General features: G+C 41.0%; 24 protein-coding genes and 2 riboswitches. Of the genes, 5 read left to right on the top strand and 19 right to left on the bottom strand.

What is annotated here, in order from left to right; genetic code table 11:
- Nucleotides 1–141: 141 nt before the first annotated feature.
- Nucleotides 142–1,572 (bottom strand): DHA2 family efflux MFS transporter permease subunit, encoded by a 1,431-nt coding sequence (locus ACQKMI_RS13065; RefSeq protein WP_427489514.1) that lies wholly within the window; start codon nt 1,570–1,572, stop codon nt 142–144.
- Nucleotides 1,573–1,741: 169 nt separating this feature from the next.
- On the opposite strand from ACQKMI_RS13065, the gene ACQKMI_RS13060 reads away from it, so the two are divergent.
- On the top strand, nt 1,742–2,275 hold the full coding sequence (locus ACQKMI_RS13060) for a TetR/AcrR family transcriptional regulator (RefSeq protein WP_427489512.1): 534 nt from the start codon (nt 1,742–1,744) through the stop codon (nt 2,273–2,275).
- A gap of 696 nt (nt 2,276–2,971) precedes the next feature.
- Here ACQKMI_RS13060 and rnz read toward each other — a convergent pair.
- From rnz to ACQKMI_RS12970, 18 genes are all read right to left on the bottom strand, one after another.
- Nucleotides 2,972–3,904, bottom strand: coding sequence for a ribonuclease Z (rnz, locus tag ACQKMI_RS13055; protein ID WP_427489510.1), 933 nt, complete (start codon nt 3,902–3,904; stop codon nt 2,972–2,974).
- 97 nt (nt 3,905–4,001) lie between these two features.
- A complete protein-coding gene (locus ACQKMI_RS13050) occupies nt 4,002–4,838 on the bottom strand; it encodes a class I SAM-dependent methyltransferase (RefSeq protein WP_427489508.1) in 837 nt (278 codons plus the stop codon).
- Nucleotides 4,835–6,334 carry a cobyric acid synthase gene (locus ACQKMI_RS13045; protein ID WP_427489506.1) on the bottom strand — a complete coding sequence of 500 codons (1,500 nt, stop codon included), beginning with the start codon at nt 6,332–6,334 and terminating at the stop codon, nt 4,835–4,837. Before ACQKMI_RS13045 ends, ACQKMI_RS13050 begins: the two co-directional genes overlap by 4 nt.
- Nucleotides 6,335–6,782: 448 nt before the next feature.
- Nucleotides 6,783–7,319 carry a cob(I)yrinic acid a,c-diamide adenosyltransferase gene (locus ACQKMI_RS13040; protein WP_427489504.1) on the bottom strand — a complete coding sequence of 179 codons (537 nt, stop codon included), beginning with the start codon at nt 7,317–7,319 and terminating at the stop codon, nt 6,783–6,785.
- A gap of 14 nt (nt 7,320–7,333) precedes the next feature.
- Entirely contained in the window at nt 7,334–7,894 is a 561-nt protein-coding gene (locus tag ACQKMI_RS13035) for a nitroreductase family protein (RefSeq protein WP_427489502.1), read from the bottom strand.
- Nucleotides 7,895–7,933: 39 nt separating this feature from the next.
- The gene (cobA, locus tag ACQKMI_RS13030) at nt 7,934–8,701 is read right to left on the bottom strand and encodes a uroporphyrinogen-III C-methyltransferase (RefSeq protein ID WP_427489500.1); all 768 of its coding nucleotides are present in this window, start codon (nt 8,699–8,701) and stop codon (nt 7,934–7,936) included.
- Entirely contained in the window at nt 8,698–9,336 is a 639-nt protein-coding gene (locus ACQKMI_RS13025; RefSeq protein ID WP_427416891.1) for a precorrin-2 dehydrogenase/sirohydrochlorin ferrochelatase family protein, read from the bottom strand. The genes cobA and ACQKMI_RS13025 overlap by 4 nt, the downstream gene beginning before the upstream one ends.
- Entirely contained in the window at nt 9,329–10,696 is a 1,368-nt protein-coding gene (locus ACQKMI_RS13020; protein WP_427489498.1) for a cobyrinate a,c-diamide synthase, read from the bottom strand. The genes ACQKMI_RS13025 and ACQKMI_RS13020 overlap by 8 nt, the downstream gene beginning before the upstream one ends.
- Nucleotides 10,697–10,707: 11 nt before the next feature.
- A complete protein-coding gene (locus tag ACQKMI_RS13015; protein WP_427489496.1) occupies nt 10,708–11,829 on the bottom strand; it encodes a cobalt-precorrin 5A hydrolase in 1,122 nt (373 codons plus the stop codon).
- The gene (gene cobM, locus ACQKMI_RS13010; protein ID WP_249073757.1) at nt 11,822–12,607 is read right to left on the bottom strand and encodes a precorrin-4 C(11)-methyltransferase; all 786 of its coding nucleotides are present in this window, start codon (nt 12,605–12,607) and stop codon (nt 11,822–11,824) included. The genes ACQKMI_RS13015 and cobM overlap by 8 nt, the downstream gene beginning before the upstream one ends.
- Nucleotides 12,607–13,314, bottom strand: a complete 708-nt coding sequence (gene cobI, locus ACQKMI_RS13005) for a precorrin-2 C(20)-methyltransferase (RefSeq protein ID WP_323646877.1) — start codon at nt 13,312–13,314, stop codon at nt 12,607–12,609. The genes cobM and cobI overlap by 1 nt, the downstream gene beginning before the upstream one ends.
- Nucleotides 13,307–14,527 carry a precorrin-6y C5,15-methyltransferase (decarboxylating) subunit CbiE gene (gene cbiE, locus ACQKMI_RS13000; RefSeq protein ID WP_427489494.1) on the bottom strand — a complete coding sequence of 407 codons (1,221 nt, stop codon included), beginning with the start codon at nt 14,525–14,527 and terminating at the stop codon, nt 13,307–13,309. The genes cobI and cbiE overlap by 8 nt, the downstream gene beginning before the upstream one ends.
- The gene (locus ACQKMI_RS12995; protein WP_427489492.1) at nt 14,484–15,617 is read right to left on the bottom strand and encodes a cobalt-precorrin-5B (C(1))-methyltransferase; all 1,134 of its coding nucleotides are present in this window, start codon (nt 15,615–15,617) and stop codon (nt 14,484–14,486) included. The genes cbiE and ACQKMI_RS12995 overlap by 44 nt, the downstream gene beginning before the upstream one ends.
- On the bottom strand, nt 15,617–16,276 hold the full coding sequence (locus ACQKMI_RS12990) for a precorrin-8X methylmutase (protein WP_427489490.1): 660 nt from the start codon (nt 16,274–16,276) through the stop codon (nt 15,617–15,619). Before ACQKMI_RS12990 ends, ACQKMI_RS12995 begins: the two co-directional genes overlap by 1 nt.
- Before the next feature lie 12 nt (nt 16,277–16,288).
- Nucleotides 16,289–17,050: a precorrin-6A reductase gene (gene cobK, locus ACQKMI_RS12985; RefSeq protein WP_427489488.1), complete on the bottom strand. Its 762-nt coding sequence runs from the start codon at nt 17,048–17,050 to the stop codon at nt 16,289–16,291.
- A complete protein-coding gene (locus ACQKMI_RS12980; protein WP_427489486.1) occupies nt 17,047–17,949 on the bottom strand; it encodes a sirohydrochlorin chelatase in 903 nt (300 codons plus the stop codon). The genes cobK and ACQKMI_RS12980 overlap by 4 nt, the downstream gene beginning before the upstream one ends.
- Nucleotides 17,950–17,963: 14 nt before the next feature.
- Nucleotides 17,964–19,634: a precorrin-3B C(17)-methyltransferase gene (gene cobJ / locus ACQKMI_RS12975; RefSeq protein WP_427489484.1), complete on the bottom strand. Its 1,671-nt coding sequence runs from the start codon at nt 19,632–19,634 to the stop codon at nt 17,964–17,966.
- 4 nt (nt 19,635–19,638) lie between these two features.
- The gene (locus ACQKMI_RS12970) at nt 19,639–20,010 is read right to left on the bottom strand and encodes a (2Fe-2S) ferredoxin domain-containing protein (RefSeq protein ID WP_323646886.1); all 372 of its coding nucleotides are present in this window, start codon (nt 20,008–20,010) and stop codon (nt 19,639–19,641) included.
- Nucleotides 20,011–20,146: 136 nt separating this feature from the next.
- Nucleotides 20,147–20,330, bottom strand: a riboswitch (cobalamin riboswitch).
- A gap of 422 nt (nt 20,331–20,752) precedes the next feature.
- Nucleotides 20,753–20,937, top strand: a riboswitch (cobalamin riboswitch).
- Nucleotides 20,938–21,258: 321 nt separating this feature from the next.
- On the opposite strand from ACQKMI_RS12970, the gene ACQKMI_RS12965 reads away from it, so the two are divergent.
- The 4 genes from ACQKMI_RS12965 to ACQKMI_RS12950 are packed head-to-tail and all read left to right on the top strand — an operon-like array spanning nt 21,259 to nt 23,889.
- Nucleotides 21,259–22,005, top strand: a complete 747-nt coding sequence (locus ACQKMI_RS12965) for an energy-coupling factor ABC transporter permease (RefSeq protein WP_427489482.1) — start codon at nt 21,259–21,261, stop codon at nt 22,003–22,005.
- 1 nt (nt 22,006) lies between these two features.
- Nucleotides 22,007–22,279, top strand: coding sequence for an energy-coupling factor ABC transporter substrate-binding protein (locus tag ACQKMI_RS12960; RefSeq protein WP_427489480.1), 273 nt, complete (start codon nt 22,007–22,009; stop codon nt 22,277–22,279).
- A gap of 3 nt (nt 22,280–22,282) precedes the next feature.
- Nucleotides 22,283–23,053, top strand: a complete 771-nt coding sequence (gene cbiQ, locus ACQKMI_RS12955; RefSeq protein ID WP_427489478.1) for a cobalt ECF transporter T component CbiQ — start codon at nt 22,283–22,285, stop codon at nt 23,051–23,053.
- Nucleotides 23,053–23,889, top strand: coding sequence for an energy-coupling factor ABC transporter ATP-binding protein (locus tag ACQKMI_RS12950; protein WP_427489476.1), 837 nt, complete (start codon nt 23,053–23,055; stop codon nt 23,887–23,889). The genes cbiQ and ACQKMI_RS12950 overlap by 1 nt, the downstream gene beginning before the upstream one ends.
- Nucleotides 23,890–23,923 lie beyond the last annotated feature (34 nt).

Here is a 23,923-nt window from a genome sequence, read left to right as displayed (position 1 = left end):
TACTTGGCCTTTTCTCACTTGATAAATCGAGACAATGTAAGTTAATTATAAAAATAAGAGCCTTGCTACATAATTGTAGTAAGGCTCTTAAAGTTGTTTAACCATTATTCAACTAAACTCAATTTATTGAAATCTATGCGTTCACAAACTATTGTTTAATCTTTTTTTAGATGGAACAAATAGAGTCAAAACAAATGCGAGTATCGCTAAGATTGTCATGAAATAATAGGCATCACTTGAGCCTAAAATGGAAGCTAGTGTACGTATACCTTGAGCCGTAGCATTTGGTGTTTCTACTAGCAGTGTTTTCGCATGGTTTGTCGTTTGTGCTGTAAAAATTGTAATGACGACAGCAGATCCAATTGCACCTGCCATTTGGCGTAATGTATTATTCACTGCTGTACCATGTGTGACAAGCGTCTTAGGTAAGGCATTCAAACCAGCTGTGTTCAATGGCATTGTGATAAAACTCAACCCTATACGTAGAAAAATGGTACGTATCATTAAAAAGCTATAGGTTGTTGTTTCTGTTAAATCAGTTACAACCCACATGGAAGGAATGACGAAAATCAAACCGATAATAAATAAAGGCTTTGCACCAAAGCGGTCATACATTTTTCCTGTCACTGGAGACATAAAGGCATTTACAAGAGCACCCGGTAATAATAATAAACCAGCGTCTAATGCCGTAAAGCCTCTTCCATTTTGTAAATATATCGGTAATAAAATCATATCCGCATACATCATCATTGTGACAATAATGTTGATGATGGACGTTAGCGTAAATACTTTATTTTTAAAAACAGATAAGTTAAGAAGAGGATCAGAAGATTTCATTTGTCGAAGACAGAATATTGCCGTAGTCATTATCCCCACTAGTATAGTAACGATAACAACTGTATCATCCCAGCCATGGCTTCCTGCATTACTAAAACCATATAAAATAAGACCAAAGCCAATTGTTGATAAAATAACACTCACTACATCTAACTTCGTGTTTGCTGTTTCCGAAACATTAATTAAATATTTCATTGCCATGAATATAACGATCACGACAAATGGGATTATCCCGATAAATAACCAACGCCATGAATAATAATCTATAACGAAACCTGCTAAAGTTGGTGCAATGGCTGGGGCGAAAATCATAGCAAGCCCAATTAACCCCATCATACTGCCTCTTTTTTCAGGGGGAAAAATAAACATTACGATACTCATTAGCAACGGCATAATAATTCCTGCTCCAACCGCTTGAATCATACGACCTATTAGTAAAGTGGTGAAGTTCGGAGCTACTGCACAAAAAATAGAGCCTACTAATAAAAACAGCATTGAACTTATAAATAATTGGCGTGTTGAAAAACGTTTCATTAAGTATGCTGTAATAGGGACTAGCACCCCGTTTACTAACATAAAACCAGTAGCTAACCACTGAACGGTTGTAGCAGAAACGGAAAACACATCCATTAAATTACTTAATGCAACGTTTAACAGCGTTTGATTTAGAGTAGATAAAAAACACCCGAAAATTAAAACTGTTAATAGTACTTTTTTATTTATTGATTCCGACATTACATTCTTCCTCTTTCTACTTGTTTTATTAACACTATGTCAATAAAATAGATAATAACACGTTTATTTTTTGATTCCTATTTACAATTTTTCAAGAAGTGTCAATTAAACAACAAAATTAAAAATACTATTAATTAAATTTGTATTTAATAGATAAAGGAGAATTAAATTGACCACACACAAAAAGCAAGACCCACGAGCTATTCGCTCTAAACGGGTATTTAAAGAAGCTGTCGTAGATATATTAATCGAAAATCCAGATATTTCGAAACTTACAGTACAAAAAATAGCCCAACGTGCAGAGCTAAATCGAGCAACTTTTTATTTACATTTTATCGATATTAATGATTTATTAAAGCAAGTAGTTTACGATATGTTCGACGACTTGTTGTCGGAAATGTCTCCTACTTTACAAATTGATAATTTAAATAATCAAGAACAATTAATTACGTTTTTAGATTACTTTTATAAGCATAGAAAAATTTTAGCTGTTCTATTTGAGCACCCTGGTTTCATTAAAAAAATGCATATGACATTAAAGGACTTGATTGTCATACAACGTAAAAGTGAAGGCGCTGATAGTACTCTATCAATGGATATTCTCGCCTCTTCAATACTTGGGATCCTCATGTGGTGGCTCAGAAATGGGGTTCAATTTAGCTCCGAATATATAGCAAATCAAATTGTTGAATTATATCGATAAAAAGGGCTCTTTCAAATAAGCTTCTGGTAGTTAGTTATATAATTGGCATGCATTTTAACAATTTCAGCTCTACTTTTAATGAAGAGACAAAAAAGCTTGTTACGGTTATGACTGTAACAAGCTTTTTATTATTTGTTGTTGCTTTCGCACAGAAAACACTTTTCTGAATAAAGATAAAAGTAGCTTTTAAATGAAGTGTCATTTAAAAGCTACTTTACGTTTTTGAATCACTTATGCCTCGGCATAAGTGCGTCCGGAATCGGCTTTGTGCCTAGGCCTGCACGAGGGCCGACACGACGTCGGTCATTTCGGTAATGCCACAGGACGTGGCGTTTTTACCGATGCAGGTCAGTTAGCCGTTATCGCATGGATGCGATGGTTTTAGGCTAACATCCCCTAAGAACTCCTTCCCGATTCCGTGACATCCGCCGGAGGCTTTGGGCCAACAGATGTCTTTTGCGCGAAAGCGTAGTGCTAACGCAGCGTCAGCAGCATGATGTTGGTCACTCAGTCGTGTGTTGTTGCTGTCGCTTCGCTTTCGCACAGATAAAACCGTGTTGCTGTCGCTTCGCTTTCGCACAGATAAAACCGTGTTGCTGCCGCTTCGCTTTCGCACAGATAAATTGCCACAGGACGTGGCGTTCTTAGACTGAGTTCCTATATTTCAGCGGATGTTCGGACACCCGCTGAAATATGTTAAATTAACATATTGTTATTCCATGTAAATACTGATTGATCAGATGTAAGGAAGGTTTGTGGGAAAATCTCCTGTGCATCTGCTAAAAATTTCGGTAAATCGTGTGGTAAAAAGCGGGCACTTAAATGGTTTAGAAGTAAATAGTTTGCTCCTGCTTGTTGTGCCACCTTAGCCGCTTCGACATTTGTAGAGTGTCCGTAGCTTGCTGCTAAATCTGTCGTAGTGCCATCAAAGGTCGCTTCATGTATAACGATATCCGCTCCACTAGCTAAGGAAACAGCCTCTGGACAGTATTTTGTATCGCCTAATATCGTGAGCGTAAAGCCTTTTTTCGGCGGAGCAACAACATCTTTTGCATAAACTTTAGTGCCGTCTGCAAGCTCAATATCTTTCCCAGCTTTTAATTGTCCTAACATAGGACCTTTTGGAACACCTAGAGCCTGTGCTTTTTCTATTAGCAGTTCACCAGGTAAATCTTTTTGTTCAACACGGTAGCCAAAGCATGGAACTACATGTCGCAATTCACTTGCACTTACTGTGAATTGTTCATCCTCATAAATAATACCTTCATAGACTTCAACAAATTGTAATGGATATGTTAAGTGCGTCTTTGACAAGGCTAAGGTTTGCTCAATCCATTGCTGTAAACCTTGCGGACCAAATATCGTTAATGGTTCATCCCCGCCTTGAAATGAACGAGAGCTTAAAAAACCAGGTAAACCAAAAATATGGTCACCATGTAAATGTGTAATGAATATTTTCGTTACTTTACGTGGCTTTAACGATGTGTGCAAAATTTGATGTTGGGTCGCCTCCCCACAATCAAAAAGCCACATTTCCCCCACTTCATCTAAAAGCTTTACCATTAGGGCACTTGTATTTCGTTCCTTTGAAGGCATTCCTGCGCCTGTTCCTAAAAAATGTAGTTGCACATATGCCACCTCACTTCTATTTCTATCGCTTTATTGTACCCTATCGTTCACAATAAAAAAAACCTTTGGTCATTAGTTTTGTCCAAAGGTTTTGTAATTATTTCGGCTCCCATGATACGAGTGCAGCGTGGAAATCATGACGATAATAATAACGCCCATTCTTTTCCTCAATAAATGGCAATAGCGACTCTTCAACATGTGCTCTATTAATAGTATCATTTAATATTTTTTTACTTTGTGTCGTAACAAGCTGCTCATAGCTTTCATATTCGTACACTCGTTCTAATGGGATGATTTTGCATTCAGCATAAATATCCATTTCATAGAGCAAATTTAAAAATTCTATATAATCTCTTCGTGGAAATTTAATATCGTAGCCATACTTTTCGTACAAAATTTCATAATGAGGTTGTATCGGCCCTGTCGTCATGCCAATTATTGCACGCTTTTTAGCTAGACGATTCATATGGTAAAGTGCGGATTTGATGTCATACATACGATAAAAGCAATTGACACCGATGACGATATCGTGTGCTTCTACCTCATCTGCAGAAAGGCCTTCCCATTTTGCATGAAGATAAGAAACATGTTGCCTATCCTCCATGCAATTTTCTAAATACCTTAGGATACTTTCTGAGCTATCTACACAAGTTAGCTTTCGCACATGATCTGCTAGTGGAAATGTATAATTGCCCCAGCCTGGACCAATTTCCAAAACCGAGTGCTCAGGTTGAATACTTTTTTTAATTTCTTGAAAAATTTTTGCAGCATAAGGATCTGTTTGTCCAGCCTTTTTACGGGCGACGGACTGTGCCCAAAACTGCTCCTCTAATTGATCATTGACCATTCTTTCAGGCATTTGGCCATGCCAATCTTTCATACCTTCCTGCCATAACGCCCCATAATCAATGGCTAACGGTCCTTTTCTTGTCATACAGGTACCTCTATATTCATGATTTCGTATATTTTTTTCATATCGAGATTTGCACGCACATGCTTTGCAAGCATATTGTATGCGTCCTCTCTACGTTCTGCGTCACTTTTTACATCACTTGGTAGAGCTGCGAGGCCCTTTTTCACGCGAATATCGTTGATGAGCTGTCGTGTAAAGGTGCGGTTATGGAATAAGCCGTGGAAATATGTTCCGACCACTAGTTCATCTGCACTTACTGCCCCATCTACGCGCCCATCTGCAAGCTGTAAAAATGGTGATACTTCATCACGCAAAATTTTTGTACGTCCTAGATGAATTTCATAACCAGTAAACGTATCCTGCCCTCTTGTTCCGGTCATTTGAACTGTCTTTTTATCGCCAACAAATACTGTTTCCATTGGCAATAAGGCTAGACCTTGCGCTGAATCGCCATTTCCTTCTACAGCATCTGGGTCTAGTAACGTTTCGCCAAGCATTTGGAAGCCACCACAAATGCCGATAATTTTTGTCCCTCGTGCACGTAAATTAGCTATCGCTTGATCGAAGCCCTGTGCCTTTAACCAAGCTAAATCATCCATTGTACTTTTTGTTCCAGGTAATATAAGTAAATCGGGCGTCCCAAGCTCATTGACATTGCCGACTAAACGGACACCAACCTCTGGCTCATCGAAAAAAGGATCAACATCTGTAAAGTTTGAAATGCGCGGCAAACGAATCATAGCCACATCCACTGCAAACTCTCCAGGCTTTGGCTTTTTAAAGCGTAATGAAGATAATGCAAGCGAGTCTTCAGCCTCTATATTGACCTCTACATACGGTACAACTCCAAGGACAGGAATCCCCGTTTCACGCTCTACCCATTCAATGCCATCATCAAGTAACTCGCGCATTCCTCTGAATTTATTAATGATCAGCCCTTTTACACGTGCACGTTCTGCATCATCAAGCAATGCGAGCGTTCCAACAATCGATGCAAATACTCCACCTCGATCGATATCAGCAACTAGCACAACCGCAGCATCTGCTAGATGAGCCATGCGCATATTGGCTATATCACGGTCTTTCAAGTTGATTTCTGCTGGGCTACCCGCACCTTCTAGAACAATGACATCATATGTATTTTGTAAAGTTCGCACTGACTTTTCAACGATTGGCATCGCTTCTTGGACGAATTGATTGCGATAACTTTTGGCGTCCATATTTAAAAAATGCTTACCATGAACAATCACTTCCGAAACCATATCCTGCTTTGGTTTTAGCAATATCGGATTCATATCCGTAGTTGCGACAACACGTGCCGCCTCTGCTTGTACACCCTGTGCTCGGCCAATTTCCCCGCCATCTTGAGTAACAAACGAATTAAGGGCCATATTTTGCGATTTAAACGGTACTACCTTTAGCCCATCATCAGAGAAAATACGGCACAGCGCAGTACAAATCATACTTTTCCCTACATCAGAAGCTGTTCCTTGAATCATGATAGATTTTGCTAGCATAGTCTTTCCCTCCTTTTATTTATAGTTGAAGCGTGGGACAGATTTACTGCGCGGGTATTCTGCTTCGCTCCGCGGGTATTTCACTCCAAAGCGCGGGTATTCTACCTCGTTCCGCGGGTATTTCACCACAAAGCGCGGGTATTCTGCTTCCTTCCGCGGGTATTTCACTCCAATGCGCGGGTATTCCTCCATCGCGAGGGGGCGCTTGCTTCGCGAGTATTCTACCTCGCTCCGCAGGTATTTCCCCACTTAGCGCGGGTATTCTGCTTCCTTCCGCGGGTATTTCCCTTCAAAGCGCGGGTATTCCTCCATCGCGAGGGGGCGCTTGCTTCGCGAGTATTCTACTTCCTTCCGCGGGTATTTCCCTTCAAAGCGCGGGTATTCTGCTTCGCTCCGCGGGTATTCCACCCCAAAGCGCGGGTATTTCACCACAAAGTGCGGGTATCAATTAGAATTCTAGACCTTTAACTGCTGGTATTCCTTCGTCATAATAGTGCTTTGTTGCATCAATTGTTGATACTAAATCGGCCATTTCCACAAGTGCTGGGTTGGCGCTACGTCCGGTTACTACTAAATGCATGGTAGTTGGGCGCTGCTGAATGGCTTCAATGACTTCGGCTATTGGGAGTACATCATCGATTGGGAATTTTGTTATTGCAAGCGCATTGTTGAGCTCGTCTAATACGAGTAAATCAATGCTGTCGTCTTGCAGGGCAGCCTTTGTTTTTTCCCATGCCTTTGCTAAAGCGGCTCGATGCTCCTCGGGTGTTTTTGTCCAAGTAAAGCCGATTCCCATTTGCTCCATTTCTACGCCAAGCTTTCGAAGAGCAATTTGCTCTCCGTATGTGCGCTCGGGTGATTTTATAAATTGCATATATCGTACATTTAGGCCACGACCAACTGCGCGCAATGTGACACCAAGGGAAGCTGTTGTTTTGCCCTTCCCTTCACCTGTATATACTAAAAATAAGCCTTTTCTAGCCATTCTTTAAGCCCCCCTTAAAGCCATGTTGTTTTTTCTTCAATTGGGCTACGTTTCTTGTCTTTAAGCTCCTGCTCTTCTGGATAGCCAATAAAGATAGTTCCTACTACTTTTTGTGATTCACTTGCGCCAATAAATGCATGCATACGCGGGTCATGAACTAGCCCTACGCCGCGTGTACGCCATACAAAGCCAAGTCCTAGCTCCTCTGCGGCAAGCCACATAGACATGATGGCGCTGCATACGGCAAAGACATTATCTGCTGTTGCATCAGCATCGTCTTCTACAATATCTGCTGTAACAACAATAGCCACAGGTGTTGTTGTTACAACCTTTAGCGAGCTTTCTACTAAATTTGGCTTTGTTGGGAATCGCTCCTGTAAATAAGCATTTGCCATTTCCTCATAGCGATTCATTGCCTCATCTTGAATAACATAAAAATGCCAAGGCTCACGCATACGGTCATTTGGAGCATAAGTGGCAGCTTGTAAAATTTGCTCGATTTTCTCTTTTTCAACAGGCTGTGTCGTGTAATTGCGAATCGCTCTTCGATTTTTTAAAGCCTCGATTACTGTCATGATGTATTTCCTCCTTATGCTCAAATATGTTTTATTCCTTTATGAGATAGCAAGCCCTTGCTCCTCAAACCATTGAATTTTCTCGCGTACATTGACGACCTCTCCAACGACAATCATGGAAGGGTTATGGTAGCCTTCTCGTTCAATAATGGTAGCTATTTCATCAAGTTGGCCTGTAATGGTACGCTGTTGATCTGTTGTTCCCCACTCAATAACGGCGACTGGAGTTGTTGCCTTACGACCATTTTCGATGAGCTTTCTAGAAATATAAGCTATATTACCCACACTCATATAAAAGGCAACTGTATCGATACCTGTTGCAAGTGCAGGCCAATTTAAAAAGTCCTGTCCTTTTTCCTCACGACCATGTCCTGTTACAAGCGCAAAGCTTGTTGCAAAATCACGGTGCGTTACCGGAATACCAGCATACGCCGGAGCTGCAATTCCTGCTGTAATACCAGGTACGATTTCATAAGCAATTCCATGTTTTTTTAAGATTTCCGCTTCCTCTGCACCGCGACCAAAAACGAATGGATCGCCACCCTTTAAACGTGTGACAATCTTGCCTTCCTCCGCTTTCTCGACTAGCAATGTATGAATCTCATCTTGAATTAAGTGATGCTTACCAGGTAATTTACCACAGTACACAAGCTCAGCATCTTTTTTCGCAAACTCTAGCAATTTTGGGTTCACAAGACGGTCATAAGCAATGACATCAGCCTTTTGAATACATTCGAGCCCATACACTGTAATGAGCTTTGGATCTCCTGGTCCGGCTCCAACTAAATACACTATTCCGTCTTTCATCGCGCTACTCCCATCAGTATTTGTTGTAAAAATGCTTCACGTCTATCAATCTCTCCATTGCGTGTCCATTCTAATAAGCTTGGTTCCAGTAATGCTTGTAAAGCGGTACGTCTTTCTGGACCTTTTTCAAACTTCGCAGCAATCATTAAACGTGCCTGTTGCAAGAAGCATACATAGTCATCGTAAACCTCATCAAATTGCTCTTCGAGATCAGCTTTGATTTTCCGAGCTAGTGCTGGACTGGCACCTGACGTTGAAACAGTCAACACTAAAGGACCACGGCGCACTGTTGCAGGCGTTATAAAGTCGCTTTCAGCCTGCGCATCAGCGCGATTGATGAGCTGCCAATGCTGAGCTGCTTCTTGTACAGCCTCATTTACTGATGTATCATTTGTTGCCGCAATAATGAGTGATGCATCATCTAAGTCACGCGGTTCAAATTCTTTTTCATGCCACGTAATTTGCCCTGATTCCGCAAGTGGTATTAATGAGTCATCAAGAGTTGGGCTTACAACGACAATATTGGCTTTAGCCGGTAGCAGTGACGCTACCTTCTGCGTTGCTACGTGCCCCCCACCAACAATTACTACGGTTTTATATTCAATATTGATGTGAATAGGAAAATAATTAGTCATGATTTTTCACCTTCTTACAAGCTGTTAACCAATTGTCAACAAGCTTTGGGTTCGATACAAAATGAAAATGGGTGTAGCCAGCTACTAAATTCCCTGCTTGGTAGCCCTCATGTTTGTTACCAAAGCGTCCCTTCGTTTCATAGGCAGGCGTATTGTGTGAGCCGCTATATTTTGAATAGTGGAATTCATGTCCCTTAGCTTCCTCATCCGTACCAATTAAAAAATTATGTTGTGTGCCGAAAATTTCTCGGTAGCCGAGAGCCGCTAGCTTTGTTTGCATCGCTACTTCTCCTGGAATAACACCAACCATGTCGTAACGGTCACCATTACTATTCGTAATAGCCTCCGTCAAATACATGAAGCCTCCACACTCAGCTAATGTAGGTAGACCTTTGGCTACTGCTTCACGAATAGACTTTTTGACATCCGAATTTTCTGCTAAAATATCTGCAAATTCTTCGGGGAAGCCCCCACCGATATACAATCCGTCTGCATCAGGCGGAACAGGCTCATTCGCAAGTGGTGAGAAAAATTGCAGCTTTGCTCCTTTTGCCCGTAGCAATTCCAAATTCTCCTCATAATAGAAGTTAAACGCTGCATCTTTAGCTACGGCAATGCAAATATTTTGCGATGGTTGTTCCACAAATAGTTGCCCTGATTCTTGTAGAATAGGAGCCTTTGTTAATGCAAGCAATTGCTCTAAATCAATCGTCTCTGCCATTAAAGAGCCTAGTTTATCAAAAAATGAATCGAGTTCTCCTCGTTCAATCGCTGGCACTAATCCTAAATGACGACTAGGAATATCAATCCCTTGCTCACGCTGCAAATAGCCGATCACAGGAATACCACACTCCTGCTCAATAGCAGCCTTCGCAATTTCATAATGGCCGACACTTCCAACTTGGTTGGCAATAACGCCAACGATATTCGGTTGATCGGACAACAATTGGAAGCCCTTCACAACGGCTGCTACACTTCGTGCCATACTTGCACAATTGACAATTAAAATAACAGGACTCTCTGTTACAACGCTAATATCTGCTGCAGATCCAGCATCCGATAGCGGACTTTTGCCATCATAAAAGCCCATCACTCCTTCAACAATGGAAACATCAGCATCTTTGCTTGCGCGCGCAACAATATCACGCACTGCTTCATGTGAAAACATCCAGCTATCGATATTGCGCGATACCCTTCCTGTAACAGCAGAATGATAAGTGGGGTCAATATAATCGGGACCACATTTAAAGCCCTGCACAATTTTGCCCTTTTCTTGTAATGCTTTCATTAGTCCAATGGTAAAGGTTGTTTTACCAACTCCACTGCCAGTACCAGCAAGTACAAAGCGATTCGTTTGCATAGGCTTCCTCCTTAAAATGTTAATCTAGCAACAGAGATAGTAGCATTGCCCGATTTTTTCTTTTCTAGCACAAGCGACTCCACCTGCGCATAACGCATTGCAGCAGGCTCACTCACCCCATATGCTCCGGTATATTTAAAAACGGTTTCCGAAGGTGATGGGAACTCAATTTCATTTAATTCCACCGGTGAATATGTAACAAACTCCCAATCATATTTCTTCGTTATTTCTAGGAAGCATTGCTCGTCCTTCTTTAAATCAATCGTGCATAGCGCTTTGACACTTTTTTTCGAAAGCTTCAGTTCTGCAAGGGTTTCATCAATAACTTGCTCAATTTCTTCCACAGATGTCCCACGATTACAGCCCATGCCAAGCACGACCGATTTTGGTCGATATATAACACCATTTTCAAGAAGCACTTCCTCCTCTTGATCAATGATGCGATCAGAAATTAGCAGTGTCGCATGTGGTTTCGCTTCAATCGCTGCATATGTTGTCGGGTAAATTTTAATTTCCTCTGGCATCGGTGTATCACGCATCCACCAGTCTCGTTCCCCTGTTTCCTGAACGATGGCGACATGCTCCTCGTTCACAACAGAGGCACTTACAGGTGTCAGTTTATCGGCACTATCCCATACCCAGCCAAAACGTGCCCCAAATAAATCAACCGGAATCGTCTTTTGCACATCTGAAGCCGTCGTAATAATTGGATTTGCTCCAAGTGCTGCAGCTACTTCATGTGTCAGCTCATTGGCGCCACCTAAATGTCCCGATAAAACGCTAATCACATTTTCACCACGATCGTCAATAACAACTACGCCTGGATCTGTCTTTTTATCCTTTAAAATCGGTGCTATCATGCGAACAACTGCACCGAGTGAAATGATTAAAATTAAGCCTTTATATTGCTTAAAAAGAGTAGGAAGCAGTAAACGTACAGTACCTGTAAACATTTGAATATGCTTTTCCGCTTCATCACCCTGCTCAAATTTGCTCATGTAATATAAGTCGCTCGCAGCAAAAGTATGCTGCAAGCGACGTCCGATTTGAACACCGTGCTTTGTAATGGCGACAACTGCATAGGGATTTCGTTGATCAACCTCTGGTAAGACGCCCTCTTGTAACTCAATCACTTGTCTTCACACCTTTTCTAAAGCCATGTGTGAAAGTAGCATCATATAATTTCGAACGGTATTGATCTTTATCATGAATAGTCGGATCTAATGCCCAGCCGGCTAAAATCATCGCATGCTTACGAATACCATTCACACGCATTGCTTCATCCAGTTCAATTAATGTTGTCCGTACGATTTTCTGATCTGGCCAAGAAGCTCGTTGAATAACAGCTACTGGTGTATCATCAGCCCAGCCAGCACTCTGTAATTCTTTTACTATTTTCTTTGTTAGCGTTGCGCTCAGGAATAATGCAATCGTACAGTGATGACTCGCTAAATCGCGTAGCTTTTCGAATTCTGGTACAGGTGTACGTCCTTCGGCACGCGTTAAAATAAGTGTTTGTGTTAAGTCAGGAATTGTTAATTCTGCCCCGATTGCCGCTGCAGAAGCGAAGACAGAGCTAACACCAGGAATGACCTCATAGCCAATGCCCTCTTTTTTTAATAGGGCCACCTGCTCCATGATCGCGCCATACATAGCGGGGTCTCCTGTATGCATACGGGCCACTACTTTACCCGCGTTAACACGATCTACCATGACCGCTACCATTTCCTCTAAATGCATACCTGCTGTACGAATAACCTCTGCATCTGGTTTTGCCTTTGCAATCAGGTCCTCACTCACTAAAGAATCTGTATACATAACAACGTCTGCTGTTTGTAGCATATGTAAACCTTTGACTGTAATTAAATCTGGATCACCAGGACCAGCGCCGACAATATATATTTTCTTCATTATTTACGCACCACCATTAACGTTAAATATTCTAAATCGACACCGTCTAGCTCACGAACATCCCAAATAATTTCCTCGTCAGATGTTACCTTTGTTACGACAGATGCCTTATCTAGTAAATCTAAATCACGTAGCACCTCAAGCATTAAATCAATAACCTTCGCTACTTTTATAAACACTACTGCATCGTGACTTTCAATCGCTTCACGCATAGCCTCATAGTCATCATGAGCAGGTACAATGGCAACACGATCATCACCATCTGCCAGCGCAATTCCAAGTCGTGATGCTGAACCGTTGAACGAAGAAATACCAGGAACTGTTTGAATTTCAACGTCAGGGTGCATGTCCTGCATAAGCTTCATCATATGGATGAACGTACTATATAATAATGGATCTCCTTCTGTTACGAATGCGACGTCTTTACCTTCTTGTAATTTTTCATACACAAGTTCAACTGATTTCGTCCATTCGCGTTCTAAAACAGCCTCATCCTTTGTCATTGGAAATACTAGGCCAAGCATGTCCTTTTCTGCTGGGTTAATGTAGACATCTACGATACGATGTGCGTAGCTTTTACTGCCTTTTAGTTTTTTCGGATACGCAATAACAGGTGATTCCTGAATGACACGGAATGCCTTAACTGTAATTAACTCTGGATCGCCAGGACCTACGCCCAAGCCATATAAAATACCAAGATTACTCATGATTTTCTTCCTTTCGATGTGCAGAAATAATGTAAATCGGATTTAATGGGACAAAACGTGTCATATCTAATATTGGTTTACTGCGCGCAAGCTGTGCCTGCAATATATCAACAGCAAACCCGCAAGACTTAAACGCTTCGACAGCCTTATATAAATTTTCAATGGTTGCAGCATTCAATACAATACGGCCATTTGGCTTTAAGCGTGAACAGCATAATTGTAAAAGCTCCACCATTTCTCCTCCTGTGCCGCCGATAAAAATCGCATCCGGATCAGGGAAGTTTTCAAGTCCCGCAGGCGCTTTACTATGAATAGCTGTAATATCTACACGGAACTTTTGCTGATTTTGCAAGCAATTGTCCAAATCAGGTGCGTTTTTCTCTACTGCAAATATTTGACCTTCTGGCGCAAGCTTACCGGCCTCAATAGCCATCGAACCTGTACATGTACCAACGTCCCAAATGATGCTATCCTTTTGTAGCTGCATCGCTTGTAAACTTAAGATACGAATTTCTTTTTTGGTTATCAGACCTTTATCAGGCTTACGCTGTGAGAATTCTTCATCATCGATACCGAGTGCATAGCGTTTCAGTACTGAAGTTTGCTGTAGAATGACTACATTTAAAGGAGAAAAATCAACCTGTTCTAATTCATCAAGTGAATACCAGCCGAATTTTTCATTTGCGCCCTGTAAATTTTCTGCCACAAATGCACGGTATTCTGTCATACCAAAATGTTTTAAATAACGTGCCAACTCATTTGGATTATTCTCTGCATCAGTTAGAAGTGCCACTTTCTTTTTACCATCAATACGCTGTGCTAAGCCTTTCATGGAGCGCCCATGAATGCTTGTGACATAAGCATCCTGCCAGCTTTCTCCCATTTTTGAAAAAGCAAGCTGAACAGAACTCATATACGGATAAACGTCAATGTCTAGTTTTTTCGCTAAATACCCACCGATTCCGTAAAATAGTGGATCACCTGACGCTAAAATAACTGTATTTCTCGTTTCTGCAGACAATCTTTCAACAAGCGTTGAAAGGCCACCTTTAATCAACATTTTTTCTCCTGTAAAGTTCGGGAAAAATGCTAGAACTCGCTCTCCACCTACCAGCACCTCACAGTCTTCAATCCACTGTACATATTGCGGTAGTAAGCTTTCTTGTCCGTTATCCCCGATCCCAATCAATTTCATCGATCGATGCAATGTCATCAGCCCTTCCTAATAATTGTCCCTGCATCGAATAGATCGATGTAGAAAGCGTTAAACCGCCCTTAATATGGTGTAATGATGAATAGCAGCAAGCCTCACATAAACGGTGGAAGAAAGCATCATAGCCACTCTCCGCCATAATTTCTCCGACTTGTGAAGCAGTGTTAGCCTCTCGTACGTTCGTAACAGTTTCTTCATCTGCACCTATATCCACTGCTAATTGAGCTAAAAAGTTAAAATCAATAGGCGCACTTTTGGAGTGCACCATCATGACACCTTGTGCAACCTTCGAGAATTTCCCCATCATCCCAACAAGCGATACTTGCCTCATACCTAGTCGTTTACAATGCTTTAATGTAAAGCCTACAAAATCGCCCATCTCTATAAACGCTTCCTCTGGCAAATTAGGGTACTGTGCCATCGCATACTTTTCACTACGTCCACCTGTCGTCACAACTAAATGCTCACAACCAGCCTCTTTCGCAACACTAATCGCTTGCACAATACTGGCCATATAGGCGGAACTCGAAAAAGGCACGACGGTTCCCCTTGTGCCTAAAATGGAGATGCCTCCAATAATACCAAGGCGCCCATTTAACGTTTTTTTAGCCATTTCCTCACCCTTAGGGACGGAAATAACAACGTTAACACCCCGTTTAATTTGAAATTCATCGAGTACGGCTTGTACAGTACTATGAATCATCTTCCGTGGCACGGGATTGATGGCTGCTTCTCCGACAGGTACTGGTAAGCCGGGCTTTGTTACGCGCCCGACACCAATTCCACCGTCCAGATGAATGCCTGGCATATCCGCCCAGCTTACTGTGCCAACAATGAGTGCTTTATGGGTTGCATCTGGGTCATCACCAGCATCTTTAATCGTTTCACAGCTTACAGCATCGTTCTGAAATGTACATTTTTCTATCGTAAAGGTTGCATCTCGCCCAATCGGTAAATGAATGGTACTTGTTTCTTGCTCTTCATTTGTAATTAAAGCGAGTAATGCAGCCTTTGTTACTGCAGTTGCACAGGATCCCGTTGTATAACCGTGACGCATGTCTTTAGGATCCTTTTTAGGCTTCCGCTCCATTATTTTTTCGCCTGTTCATCCGCTAAAAGTGAGACAGCATTCAATGCGGCAACCGTCACTGTACTACCGCCTTTACGACCAACATTTGTAATATACGGAATACCTTCTAGTTTTAATAGCTCTTCCTTTGATTCAGCAGCTGATACGAAGCCAACTGGCATACCGATAATTAAATCTGGTTTCGCTAAGCCTTCTTTAATTAAACGAATTAATTCTAGCAATGCTGTCGGTGCATTACCAATTGCATAAATGCCACCTTCATGTAATTTAGCAGCCTTTTGCGTAGAGATAATTGCACGTGTTGTGTTTTGTTTTTTCGCTTCAATCGATACGTCTTCATCTGCAATATAGCAGTGTAAATCGCCGCCATGCTTTTGGAAACGTTTTTTCCCTGAACCACTTTCGATCATTTGCACATCTGCAATGACGTGGCGACCAGCAAGGATTGATTTAATACCGGCCTCAATTGCTCCTGGTGTAATAATAACGCTACGTCCTAATTCAAAGTCAGCAGAAGCATGAATGATGCGACGAACAACTTTCCACTCATCTTCCGAGAAATTATGCTCGCCCATTTCTTCTGCAATAATTGCGAAACTGTAATCGTAAATTTTATCCGGGTCTACTGTTAATGGTTTGAAATCTGTTTTAAAATCCATCTGAATTGCCTCCTAAAGTGTGTTTTGTACAGCTTGTAGTACATCTTCAAATGTAGTATATTGCTGTCCGTATTTGATATTTGGTCTTGCAATTAAAATTGTTTCGATGTCACATGCAAGGGCAGCCTCAAGCTTTTCATCCACTGAGCCAACCTTGCCGCTTTCTTTCGTAATCATCAATGTCACATCATATTGACGAAACAATGCTTCGTTTAATTCCTTTGAAAACGGTCCCTGTATGGCAACAATATCTCTTTGTGCCACACCAAGTGCTTCACATTTTTCCATATTATCGAGTCGAGGAAGCATGCGCGCGATCACTCGTGTATTTTCTAAGCCATGTAACACCTTTGTAAAGGTCGCTAGCGTTTTACTGCCCGTCGTTAGCATGATAACACCACGTTTTTCAGCTGCTAAGTGGGCAGCCTCCTCGTAATCTTTCACAACTGTAATAAGTGAATGTGCATAATGCTCGTGGGCACGTTCATAGCGAATATACGGTACATTTGCTTGCTCTGCTGCTGCCATCGCATTTTTTGAAGCTTCTTCAGCAAATGGATGAGAGGCATCTACAACTAAACGGTATCCTTGCTCCGTAATAATCGTCGCCATTTCCTCAGCCGTTAATCGACCGACTAAATGTGGTAGCCCCACTTCTGCAAGGCTTGACGCTGCTGAATCAGTAACGACCGTTGCTGTCACAGCGTAACCTGCTGACTGTAATTCAAGTGCTAAATTCCTTGCATCGCTCGTCCCAGCTAACATGAAAATCATTTCACTGGCTCCTCTTCATGGTGATGGTCGTGGTCGTGATGATGGTGGTCATTTCCATGATCGTGGTCATGGTGGTGATGATGATGCGCATGTCCATGCACTGCCGCATATGCACGATAATTTTCTAAATCTTGCATACCTGTTGATGTGCCATTCACAGCTTGCTCAATACGCTCTAAAAGCACATTTTGTAAACGCTCATGATAGCCAAAATAGTTGGCAATTTGAATATCACAATCAGGATATTTTTCGGTAAATTGCATACACATACCATTCATTCGTTCCATTAGGATACCTGTAAATAAAAAGTAAGGTAGCATAATGATTTTCTTAGCACCAAGCTTCACACAGCGCTCAATTCCTTCTTCAACACGAGGATCTGTGACACCCATAAAGGCGCTTTCCACATATTGCACAGGGAGTTTTTCCCATAAAAGGCGTGTAATTTTATAGAAATCACCATTTGCATACGGGTCACTGCCGCCTCGTGCAATTAATAAAACGGCAGTATCCGCATGTTCTTCTTCAGCATTAAAGCCGATTTCTGCTAAACGATCTTCTAAAATAGCGAATATTTCTTCATGAATACCGATTGTTTGACCATATGTGAACGTAATATTTGGATAATGCTCACGCGCATGTTCAATTTCTGCTGGAATATGCATTTTTGAATGCCCAGCATGAAGAAGGATAATCGGAATAACATGCACCTCTGTAGCACCCTTTTTCACACAGTTCGTAATACCTTCTTCAATGTTCGGCGAGGCAAACTCTAAAAAACATGTTTCTACTAAAAAACTCTCATCAACGCGAGGTTTCATTTGCTCGATAAACGTACGCACCTCTTCATTTCCTGCTTCTAAACGGCTCCCGTGGCCGACAAATAAAATTGCTTTCATCTCATTACCCCTCACTAGTCGCCGCATGGAGCTGGCTCTACTTTTATTTTTGAAGACATATCCTGATACGTAAAATGTAAGATCTTTTTCACACGCTTGAAGTATTTAAACAAACGTTCATTTGGATGTGCATTTGCTTTATATTCTTCGATAATGTCGGTAATAAGCGGTATTAGCTGTTCTGGTTCTAATCCCTCCACAACAGGCTGAGCCGCATGTGCTGTTCGACCAACCGGCTTGGCACCAATAAAAACATCAAATTTACTTTTACGATAAACAATGCCAATATCATCAAATACCGCTCGATAACACGCCATTCCACAGCCATTAAAGCCAATATTTAATGTTTTCGGTAACGACATGCCACCAAGCTTTTCTTGAATCTCTTCCGCATATGGAATCGAATCGGTTTTTTCTCCGTAGCAGAAATCACAAGCCTTTAACGACAGTACGTCACCAATTGGTGTTAGTAAAAAGCCCACTTCACGAAGCTTTGCTGTAATTACTTCAGGCTCAGACGTTGGAATTTTCAAATGAATTTGATGGTCAGGTGTATACTCCATCGTTCCTTCTTCACCAACTACCTCAGCTAATGTCATCATTTGTTGAGGAGTAAAAAACTTATTGGCTACCCCTGGACTAACAGCTAATTCAAAAATGGATTCGATTTTTTGTTGAACAAGCTTAGGTGAACTCTTCACAGCGCTCGTTCCCTTCACCATTGCCAGAGCTGCTGTTGCCAATTCAAGTGATGATTTTTTAAGCTTTGGTTCTGGTGTTATGGCTAAACTGGGTTTTATACGATTCGCGTTGGGATCTGTTGCAAAATCATTCCGCGCTACCCCTGTTTCCTGATTCATGGCCCATGGTTCATTTTCTTCCTTCAGTCGTTGATGTGGTCGTAACGGCTGTTTTTCTTCACCAAGTGTATATTTGCGCTGATAACCACGTGGTGTGATCATTTTATTGTCGTAGAAAAATGTTGTCGAATTCCCGATAATAACGGTTGTTAACATGCCGATATCATGTTCGAGCATTTCTGCTAAAGTCGTCATCGTAATTTCCTGACGATCACGATACGCGCTTTTCACAAGACCAACCGGTGTATCTGGCGAACGATATTCTAATAAAATTCGTTGTGCCTCTACGATTTGTCTCGTACGACGTCCACTTTTTGGGTTATAAAGTGCAATCACAAAATCCGCCATCGCCGCTGCTTCTACTCGCTTTGCAATTAAATTCCAAGGAGTTAAGTGGTCACTTAAACTAATGGTACAGGCGTCATGCATAATTGGAGCACCTAGTAAACTTGCACACGAATTAATAGCAGAAATACCTGGAACAATTTCTACCTCGATACCAGTGGCTTCTGTCCAGCCAAGCTCTATTAATACCTCATACACTAATCCGGCCATTCCATAAACACCGGCATCACCGCTGGAAATAACCGATACGATACTTCCAGCCTCTGCTTGACGTACCGCTTCTTGTGCACGTGAAACTTCCTCTGTCATACCAGTGCTAATAATCGACTTTGCACTAACTAAATCCTGAATAAGCTCAACATAGGTTTTATAACCAATGATCATATGACTTTGTTGGAGTGCCTCTACAGCACGAGTCGTAATATGTTTAAAGTCTCCAGGGCCAAAGCCAACTACGAAAATCTTCCCTTTTTGCGCCATTTTGTTACCCCTCTTTCACCTTTTCAATACCTTTAATGGCTGTTGTTTGTGCTGTACGCTGTAACGAACCTTCACGTAAAGTAAAGACATGTTCATTTAGTAACGATTCATGATTTAAATCTTGTACAAGTGCTCTCCCATGCTCAGTTGTCGGAACACGGTACCAATTCCCCTGAGGATAAGCAATGACAACACAAGCATCCTTACACCTGCCGTTACAGCGAGTTCTTGTCGTATGTATTTCCTTATCAAGTTCCAGTAACTGTATTTCATCACGAATTGCCTGAGTAATGTCCTCAGCATCTTTTTTCATACAGCTACTACCATTGCATATAAAAAGATGTGTTTTCATCCCCTCTAAATTCCAAGTTGTCATAAATTTTCTCCCCTCATTTGCTTTTAGGAAAAAGAAAAACCTTCACTCTAGACGAAGAGTAAAGGTTTGTAGAAGCCAAAAAAAACGAATAAAGATATGTACTCGCTTTCGCTTCAACTTCTCCCTCCGAAAAGTTTGCATGCATCATCACATAAGCAGGTTTCCTGACTTAAGCTTCCTTTTACTTTCGCGCCTTCCTAGTTTTCACTAGTGGCATCCGCGATTTCATCAGCTATTACAGTAGCGGGGGCTGTATCGGACTCTCACCGATTTCCCTATTATCTTGAAAATATTCAAGCACTTATGGATGTTTTATATGAATTTATTGTTTTAACTTCTTTCAGCAAATCTCCCACCTATATGGTGGTGAGATGAATGCGAGTTTAAGTTATTCTTCATCAAGTGTCCAAACATCCCCTGAAAGAAGTTAAAGCCTCCGGCGGATGTCAAGAAATCGGAAAATAGTTCTTTGTGCAAGCACAAAGCCGATTCCGGACGCAATTATGCCGAGGCATAATTGATTGTGATTAAAATTTAAAAACTGTTTCTATCATAGCTTATTTTTTTAAAATTTCAATATTTCTTTCTTAAATTGTGACATTTTCATTAAATTTTTATAGAAAATATGACATTATTATTCTATTTATCTAAATTTTCGACATAGACACTCAATTTAAAATCTTTTCACAAAAAAGTATAGCATATATATGGAAATTCATGTTACACTTTGTCGTGAAATCTCACAACTTTATCTTTTTTCGGTGCGAATTGTTCATCATTTCGCTTAAAAGGGAAGCCGGTTTAAGTCCGGCGCGGTCCCGCCACTGTACTAGGGAGTTTTATAGATAATGTCACTGTCCAAAGGATGGGAAGGCCTATAAAACGTTGAACTAAAGCCAGGAGACCTGCCGAAAAATATGTGATCGTTTCAACCTACGAGGATGGGTGTGCGGCTGAGCAGATTAGAATTTTATTTGCATTTTTAAGCTATGCACTTTTCCAATTTCGGAAAAGTGTTTTTTTTCATTCAGAATAGACTCCATCTCAAGGTGGTAGATGAGTACAGATATGGTTCCAATTGGGCTAAAACACCTACTGAATGAAAAAAAGCCTCCGGCGGATGTCACGGATTTTGAAAGGAATGAATTGTGCATGCACAATTCAAAATCCGGACGCAATTACGCCAAGGCGAAATTGGTTTTGTTCGCATACTAATTCGAAAAATTTTAATGTGAGGAGGAGAGATTTTTGAAATTCTCAGGTTGGAAGCTTAGTTATTTCTTATTGGCATTTTTATTCGTGCCAGATCGTGCATTTGCGATGCATATTATGGAGGGCTTTTTGCCAATCGAATGGGCGATTTTTTGGTGGGTCGTATCGATTCCTTTTATTATTTTAGGATTACGTTCTATTCGTAAAACCATTGATGAAAATCCTGAAACAAAAATGATATTAGGACTATCGGGTGCCTTTGCCTTTGTGCTATCAGCCTTAAAAATCCCTTCTGTAACGGGTAGTTGTTCGCATCCGACAGGGGTTGGACTTGGGACAGTTCTTTTTGGACCATTAGCGATGAGTGTTATCGGGACAATCGTATTATTATTCCAATCTTTACTTTTGGCACATGGTGGGCTTACAACATTAGGAGCAAACACCTTTTCCATGGCCATTATGGGCCCTATTATCGCTTACTATGTATTTAAGGGCTCACAAAAAATGGGACTGTCGTTTTCAGTAGCAGTCTTTTTAGCAGCAATGCTTGGTGACTTAGGTACGTATATTGTCACTTCTGTACAATTAGCTCTTGCCTTCCCTTCTGAGGTCGGAGGCTTTATGGCTTCATTCACAAAGTTTGCTGGCATTTTTGCATTAACACAAATTCCTCTTGCTGTTAGTGAAGGCATTTTAACAGTGATTGTTATGAACTTCTTGAAAAAATATAATGTGAGTGAATTAAAGGCTTTACGTGTTTTCTCAGCAAAGGAGGCTCACTAACATGAAAAAAAATTTATTGCTCTTAGCAGTTGTTGTGTTGTTAGCAATCATTCCCCTCTTCATTCAAAAAGGCGCAGATTTTGAAGGTGCTGATGGTGAAGCGGAGGCAGCAATTGGTGAAATAGATGCTAGCTACGAGCCATGGTTTGAAAGTTTATGGGAGCCACCAAGTGGTGAAATTGAAAGTTTATTATTTGCACTACAAGCTGCTATTGGAGCCGGATTTATCGGCTATTTCATCGGCTTAATGCGCGGTAAACATAAAGAGGGTTAAGCGATGTTACTCATTGATAAGTATGCTTATATGAATAAACTAGCGTCTGTTCATCCGCTAGAAAAAATGACGTTATCCCTTGGGCTTCTTCTATTGTCGCTTATCATAAGAGATGAACGAATTTCACTCATTACATTTATTGTGATGAGTGCTTTTATCATTTTAGGTGCAAAAATCCCTGCTAAATATTACGCAAAATTGCTATTGCTACCTGGATTTTTTTTACTATCGAGTCTAGTATCCATTTTAATTTCTATAGCGCCAGCAACAAGTACGCTACCTTCAACTATTTGGTCATTTTCCCTTCATCATTGGACAATATTTGTTGGCAGTGCGAGCTTAGCGACAGCGCAACAGCTTTTTTTCATCGTCCTTGGTAGCATTAGCTGTTTGTACTTTTTAATTCTCACAACATCAGTCCAATCTATTTGTTACGTCTTGCGACAATGGCGACTGCCCATTTTATTCGTAGAGCTACTAGAACTAACGTATCGTTTTATTTTTATCTTTTTAGACAGTATGCAAAAAATTCATCTTGCGCAGCAGGCACGTCTAGGATACAGCTCCCCTATGCAGTGGCTTCGCTCGGTCTCAATGCTGATTGCTGCTTTATTTGTCGAGATGTTCCAACGAAGTCGTGAGCTAACCAACGCGATGGAAGCACGTGGTGGCGAAACCGTTTATTGGCAGGAAAAGGCCAGCTATAACACGAAAAATTGGTTAGGTATTGCTGCGATTTTTATACTCCTCATCATTTATGGAGGTTTTTTCTAATGACAGACTTATACTTTGAATTAACACATTTATCTTATGCGTATGCAGACGGAACGCATGCTTTAACAGACATTACCCTTCAGATTCCAAAGGGAAAAAAAGTTGCTTTACTTGGTCATAATGGAGCTGGAAAATCAACGTTATTCCAGCATTTAAATGGAATTTTGAAGCCTACAGCTGGAAGTATAACCTTTCAAGGCACAGCACTTAACTATAGTAGAAAGGCATTAAAAGACTTACGTCAACAGGTTGGTATTGTTTTTCAGGATGCAGACAACCAGCTTTTTTCTGGCACTGTTAAGCAAGATATTTCATTTGGACCTCTAAATCTTGGCTGGACAACTGAAAAAATCGAAGAAAAAATTGCGTGGGCTATCGCTCAAACCGAAGTTGAAGCATTGCTCGATAAGCCGATACATTTTTTAAGTGTTGGACAGAAAAAACGTGTCGCAATGGCAGGAGTACTTGCAATGGAACCATCCGTTTTATTATTAGATGAACCAACAGCTGGACTAGATAATTATTATAGTGCACAAGTTTTACACTATTTAGCTACGTTAGAAAACGGTGAACGAAGCATTTTACTAGCGACGCACGATATCCCATTAGCCTATGAATGGGCAGATCAAATAATCGTCATGGAAGCTGGGAGAATTATTTATAATGGGGATCCCGTTGAACTGTTCTTTCAAGAGGATTTGCTCGAAAGAGCCCATCTTGAACGCCCATGGGTCTTCGAAGTGGCCATTGCATTACAAAATAAAAAACTATTTGAGAATAATAGTAAAATACCTCGTTCTAAGGAAGATTTATACAGACTGATTGAGCAGTTATAAGACAATTTGTCCATAGTTGGAATTTATCGCGGCT

The sequence above is a fragment of the Lysinibacillus sp. NPDC097214 genome, assembly GCF_050277945.1.
Classification (GTDB): Bacteria; Bacillota; Bacilli; order Bacillales_A; family Planococcaceae; genus Lysinibacillus; species Lysinibacillus xylanilyticus_B.
The sequence above is the reverse complement of the archived record's forward strand: the minus strand, read 5'-3'. Positions and strand labels throughout refer to the sequence as shown.

Bases quoted from the DNA above. Each gene is read 5' to 3' on its own strand.
- ACQKMI_RS13065 (WP_427489514.1), bottom strand. From the start codon at position 1,572: ATGTCGGAATCAATAAATAAAAAAGTACTATTAACAGTTTTAATTTTC.
- ACQKMI_RS13050 (WP_427489508.1), bottom strand. From the start codon at position 4,838: ATGACAAGAAAAGGACCGTTAGCCATTGATTATGGGGCGTTATGGCAG.
- ACQKMI_RS13045 (WP_427489506.1), bottom strand. From the start codon at position 6,334: ATGCTAGCAAAATCTATCATGATTCAAGGAACAGCTTCTGATGTAGGG.
- ACQKMI_RS13040 (WP_427489504.1), bottom strand. From the start codon at position 7,319: ATGGCTAGAAAAGGCTTATTTTTAGTATATACAGGTGAAGGGAAGGGC.
- ACQKMI_RS13035 (WP_427489502.1), bottom strand. From the start codon at position 7,894: ATGACAGTAATCGAGGCTTTAAAAAATCGAAGAGCGATTCGCAATTAC.
- cobA (WP_427489500.1), bottom strand. From the start codon at position 8,701: ATGAAAGACGGAATAGTGTATTTAGTTGGAGCCGGACCAGGAGATCCA.
- ACQKMI_RS13025 (WP_427416891.1), bottom strand. From the start codon at position 9,336: ATGACTAATTATTTTCCTATTCACATCAATATTGAATATAAAACCGTA.
- ACQKMI_RS13020 (WP_427489498.1), bottom strand. From the start codon at position 10,696: ATGCAAACGAATCGCTTTGTACTTGCTGGTACTGGCAGTGGAGTTGGT.
- cobM (WP_249073757.1), bottom strand. From the start codon at position 12,607: ATGAAGAAAATATATATTGTCGGCGCTGGTCCTGGTGATCCAGATTTA.
- cobI (WP_323646877.1), bottom strand. From the start codon at position 13,314: ATGAGTAATCTTGGTATTTTATATGGCTTGGGCGTAGGTCCTGGCGAT.
- cbiE (WP_427489494.1), bottom strand. From the start codon at position 14,527: ATGACATTGCATCGATCGATGAAATTGATTGGGATCGGGGATAACGGA.
- ACQKMI_RS12995 (WP_427489492.1), bottom strand. From the start codon at position 15,617: ATGGAGCGGAAGCCTAAAAAGGATCCTAAAGACATGCGTCACGGTTAT.
- ACQKMI_RS12990 (WP_427489490.1), bottom strand. From the start codon at position 16,276: ATGGATTTTAAAACAGATTTCAAACCATTAACAGTAGACCCGGATAAA.
- cobK (WP_427489488.1), bottom strand. From the start codon at position 17,050: ATGATTTTCATGTTAGCTGGGACGAGCGATGCAAGGAATTTAGCACTT.
- ACQKMI_RS12980 (WP_427489486.1), bottom strand. From the start codon at position 17,949: ATGAAAGCAATTTTATTTGTCGGCCACGGGAGCCGTTTAGAAGCAGGA.
- cobJ (WP_427489484.1), bottom strand. From the start codon at position 19,634: ATGGCGCAAAAAGGGAAGATTTTCGTAGTTGGCTTTGGCCCTGGAGAC.
- ACQKMI_RS12970 (WP_323646886.1), bottom strand. From the start codon at position 20,010: ATGACAACTTGGAATTTAGAGGGGATGAAAACACATCTTTTTATATGC.
- ACQKMI_RS12960 (WP_427489480.1), top strand. From the start codon at position 22,007: ATGAAAAAAAATTTATTGCTCTTAGCAGTTGTTGTGTTGTTAGCAATC.
- cbiQ (WP_427489478.1), top strand. From the start codon at position 22,283: ATGTTACTCATTGATAAGTATGCTTATATGAATAAACTAGCGTCTGTT.
- ACQKMI_RS12950 (WP_427489476.1), top strand. From the start codon at position 23,053: ATGACAGACTTATACTTTGAATTAACACATTTATCTTATGCGTATGCA.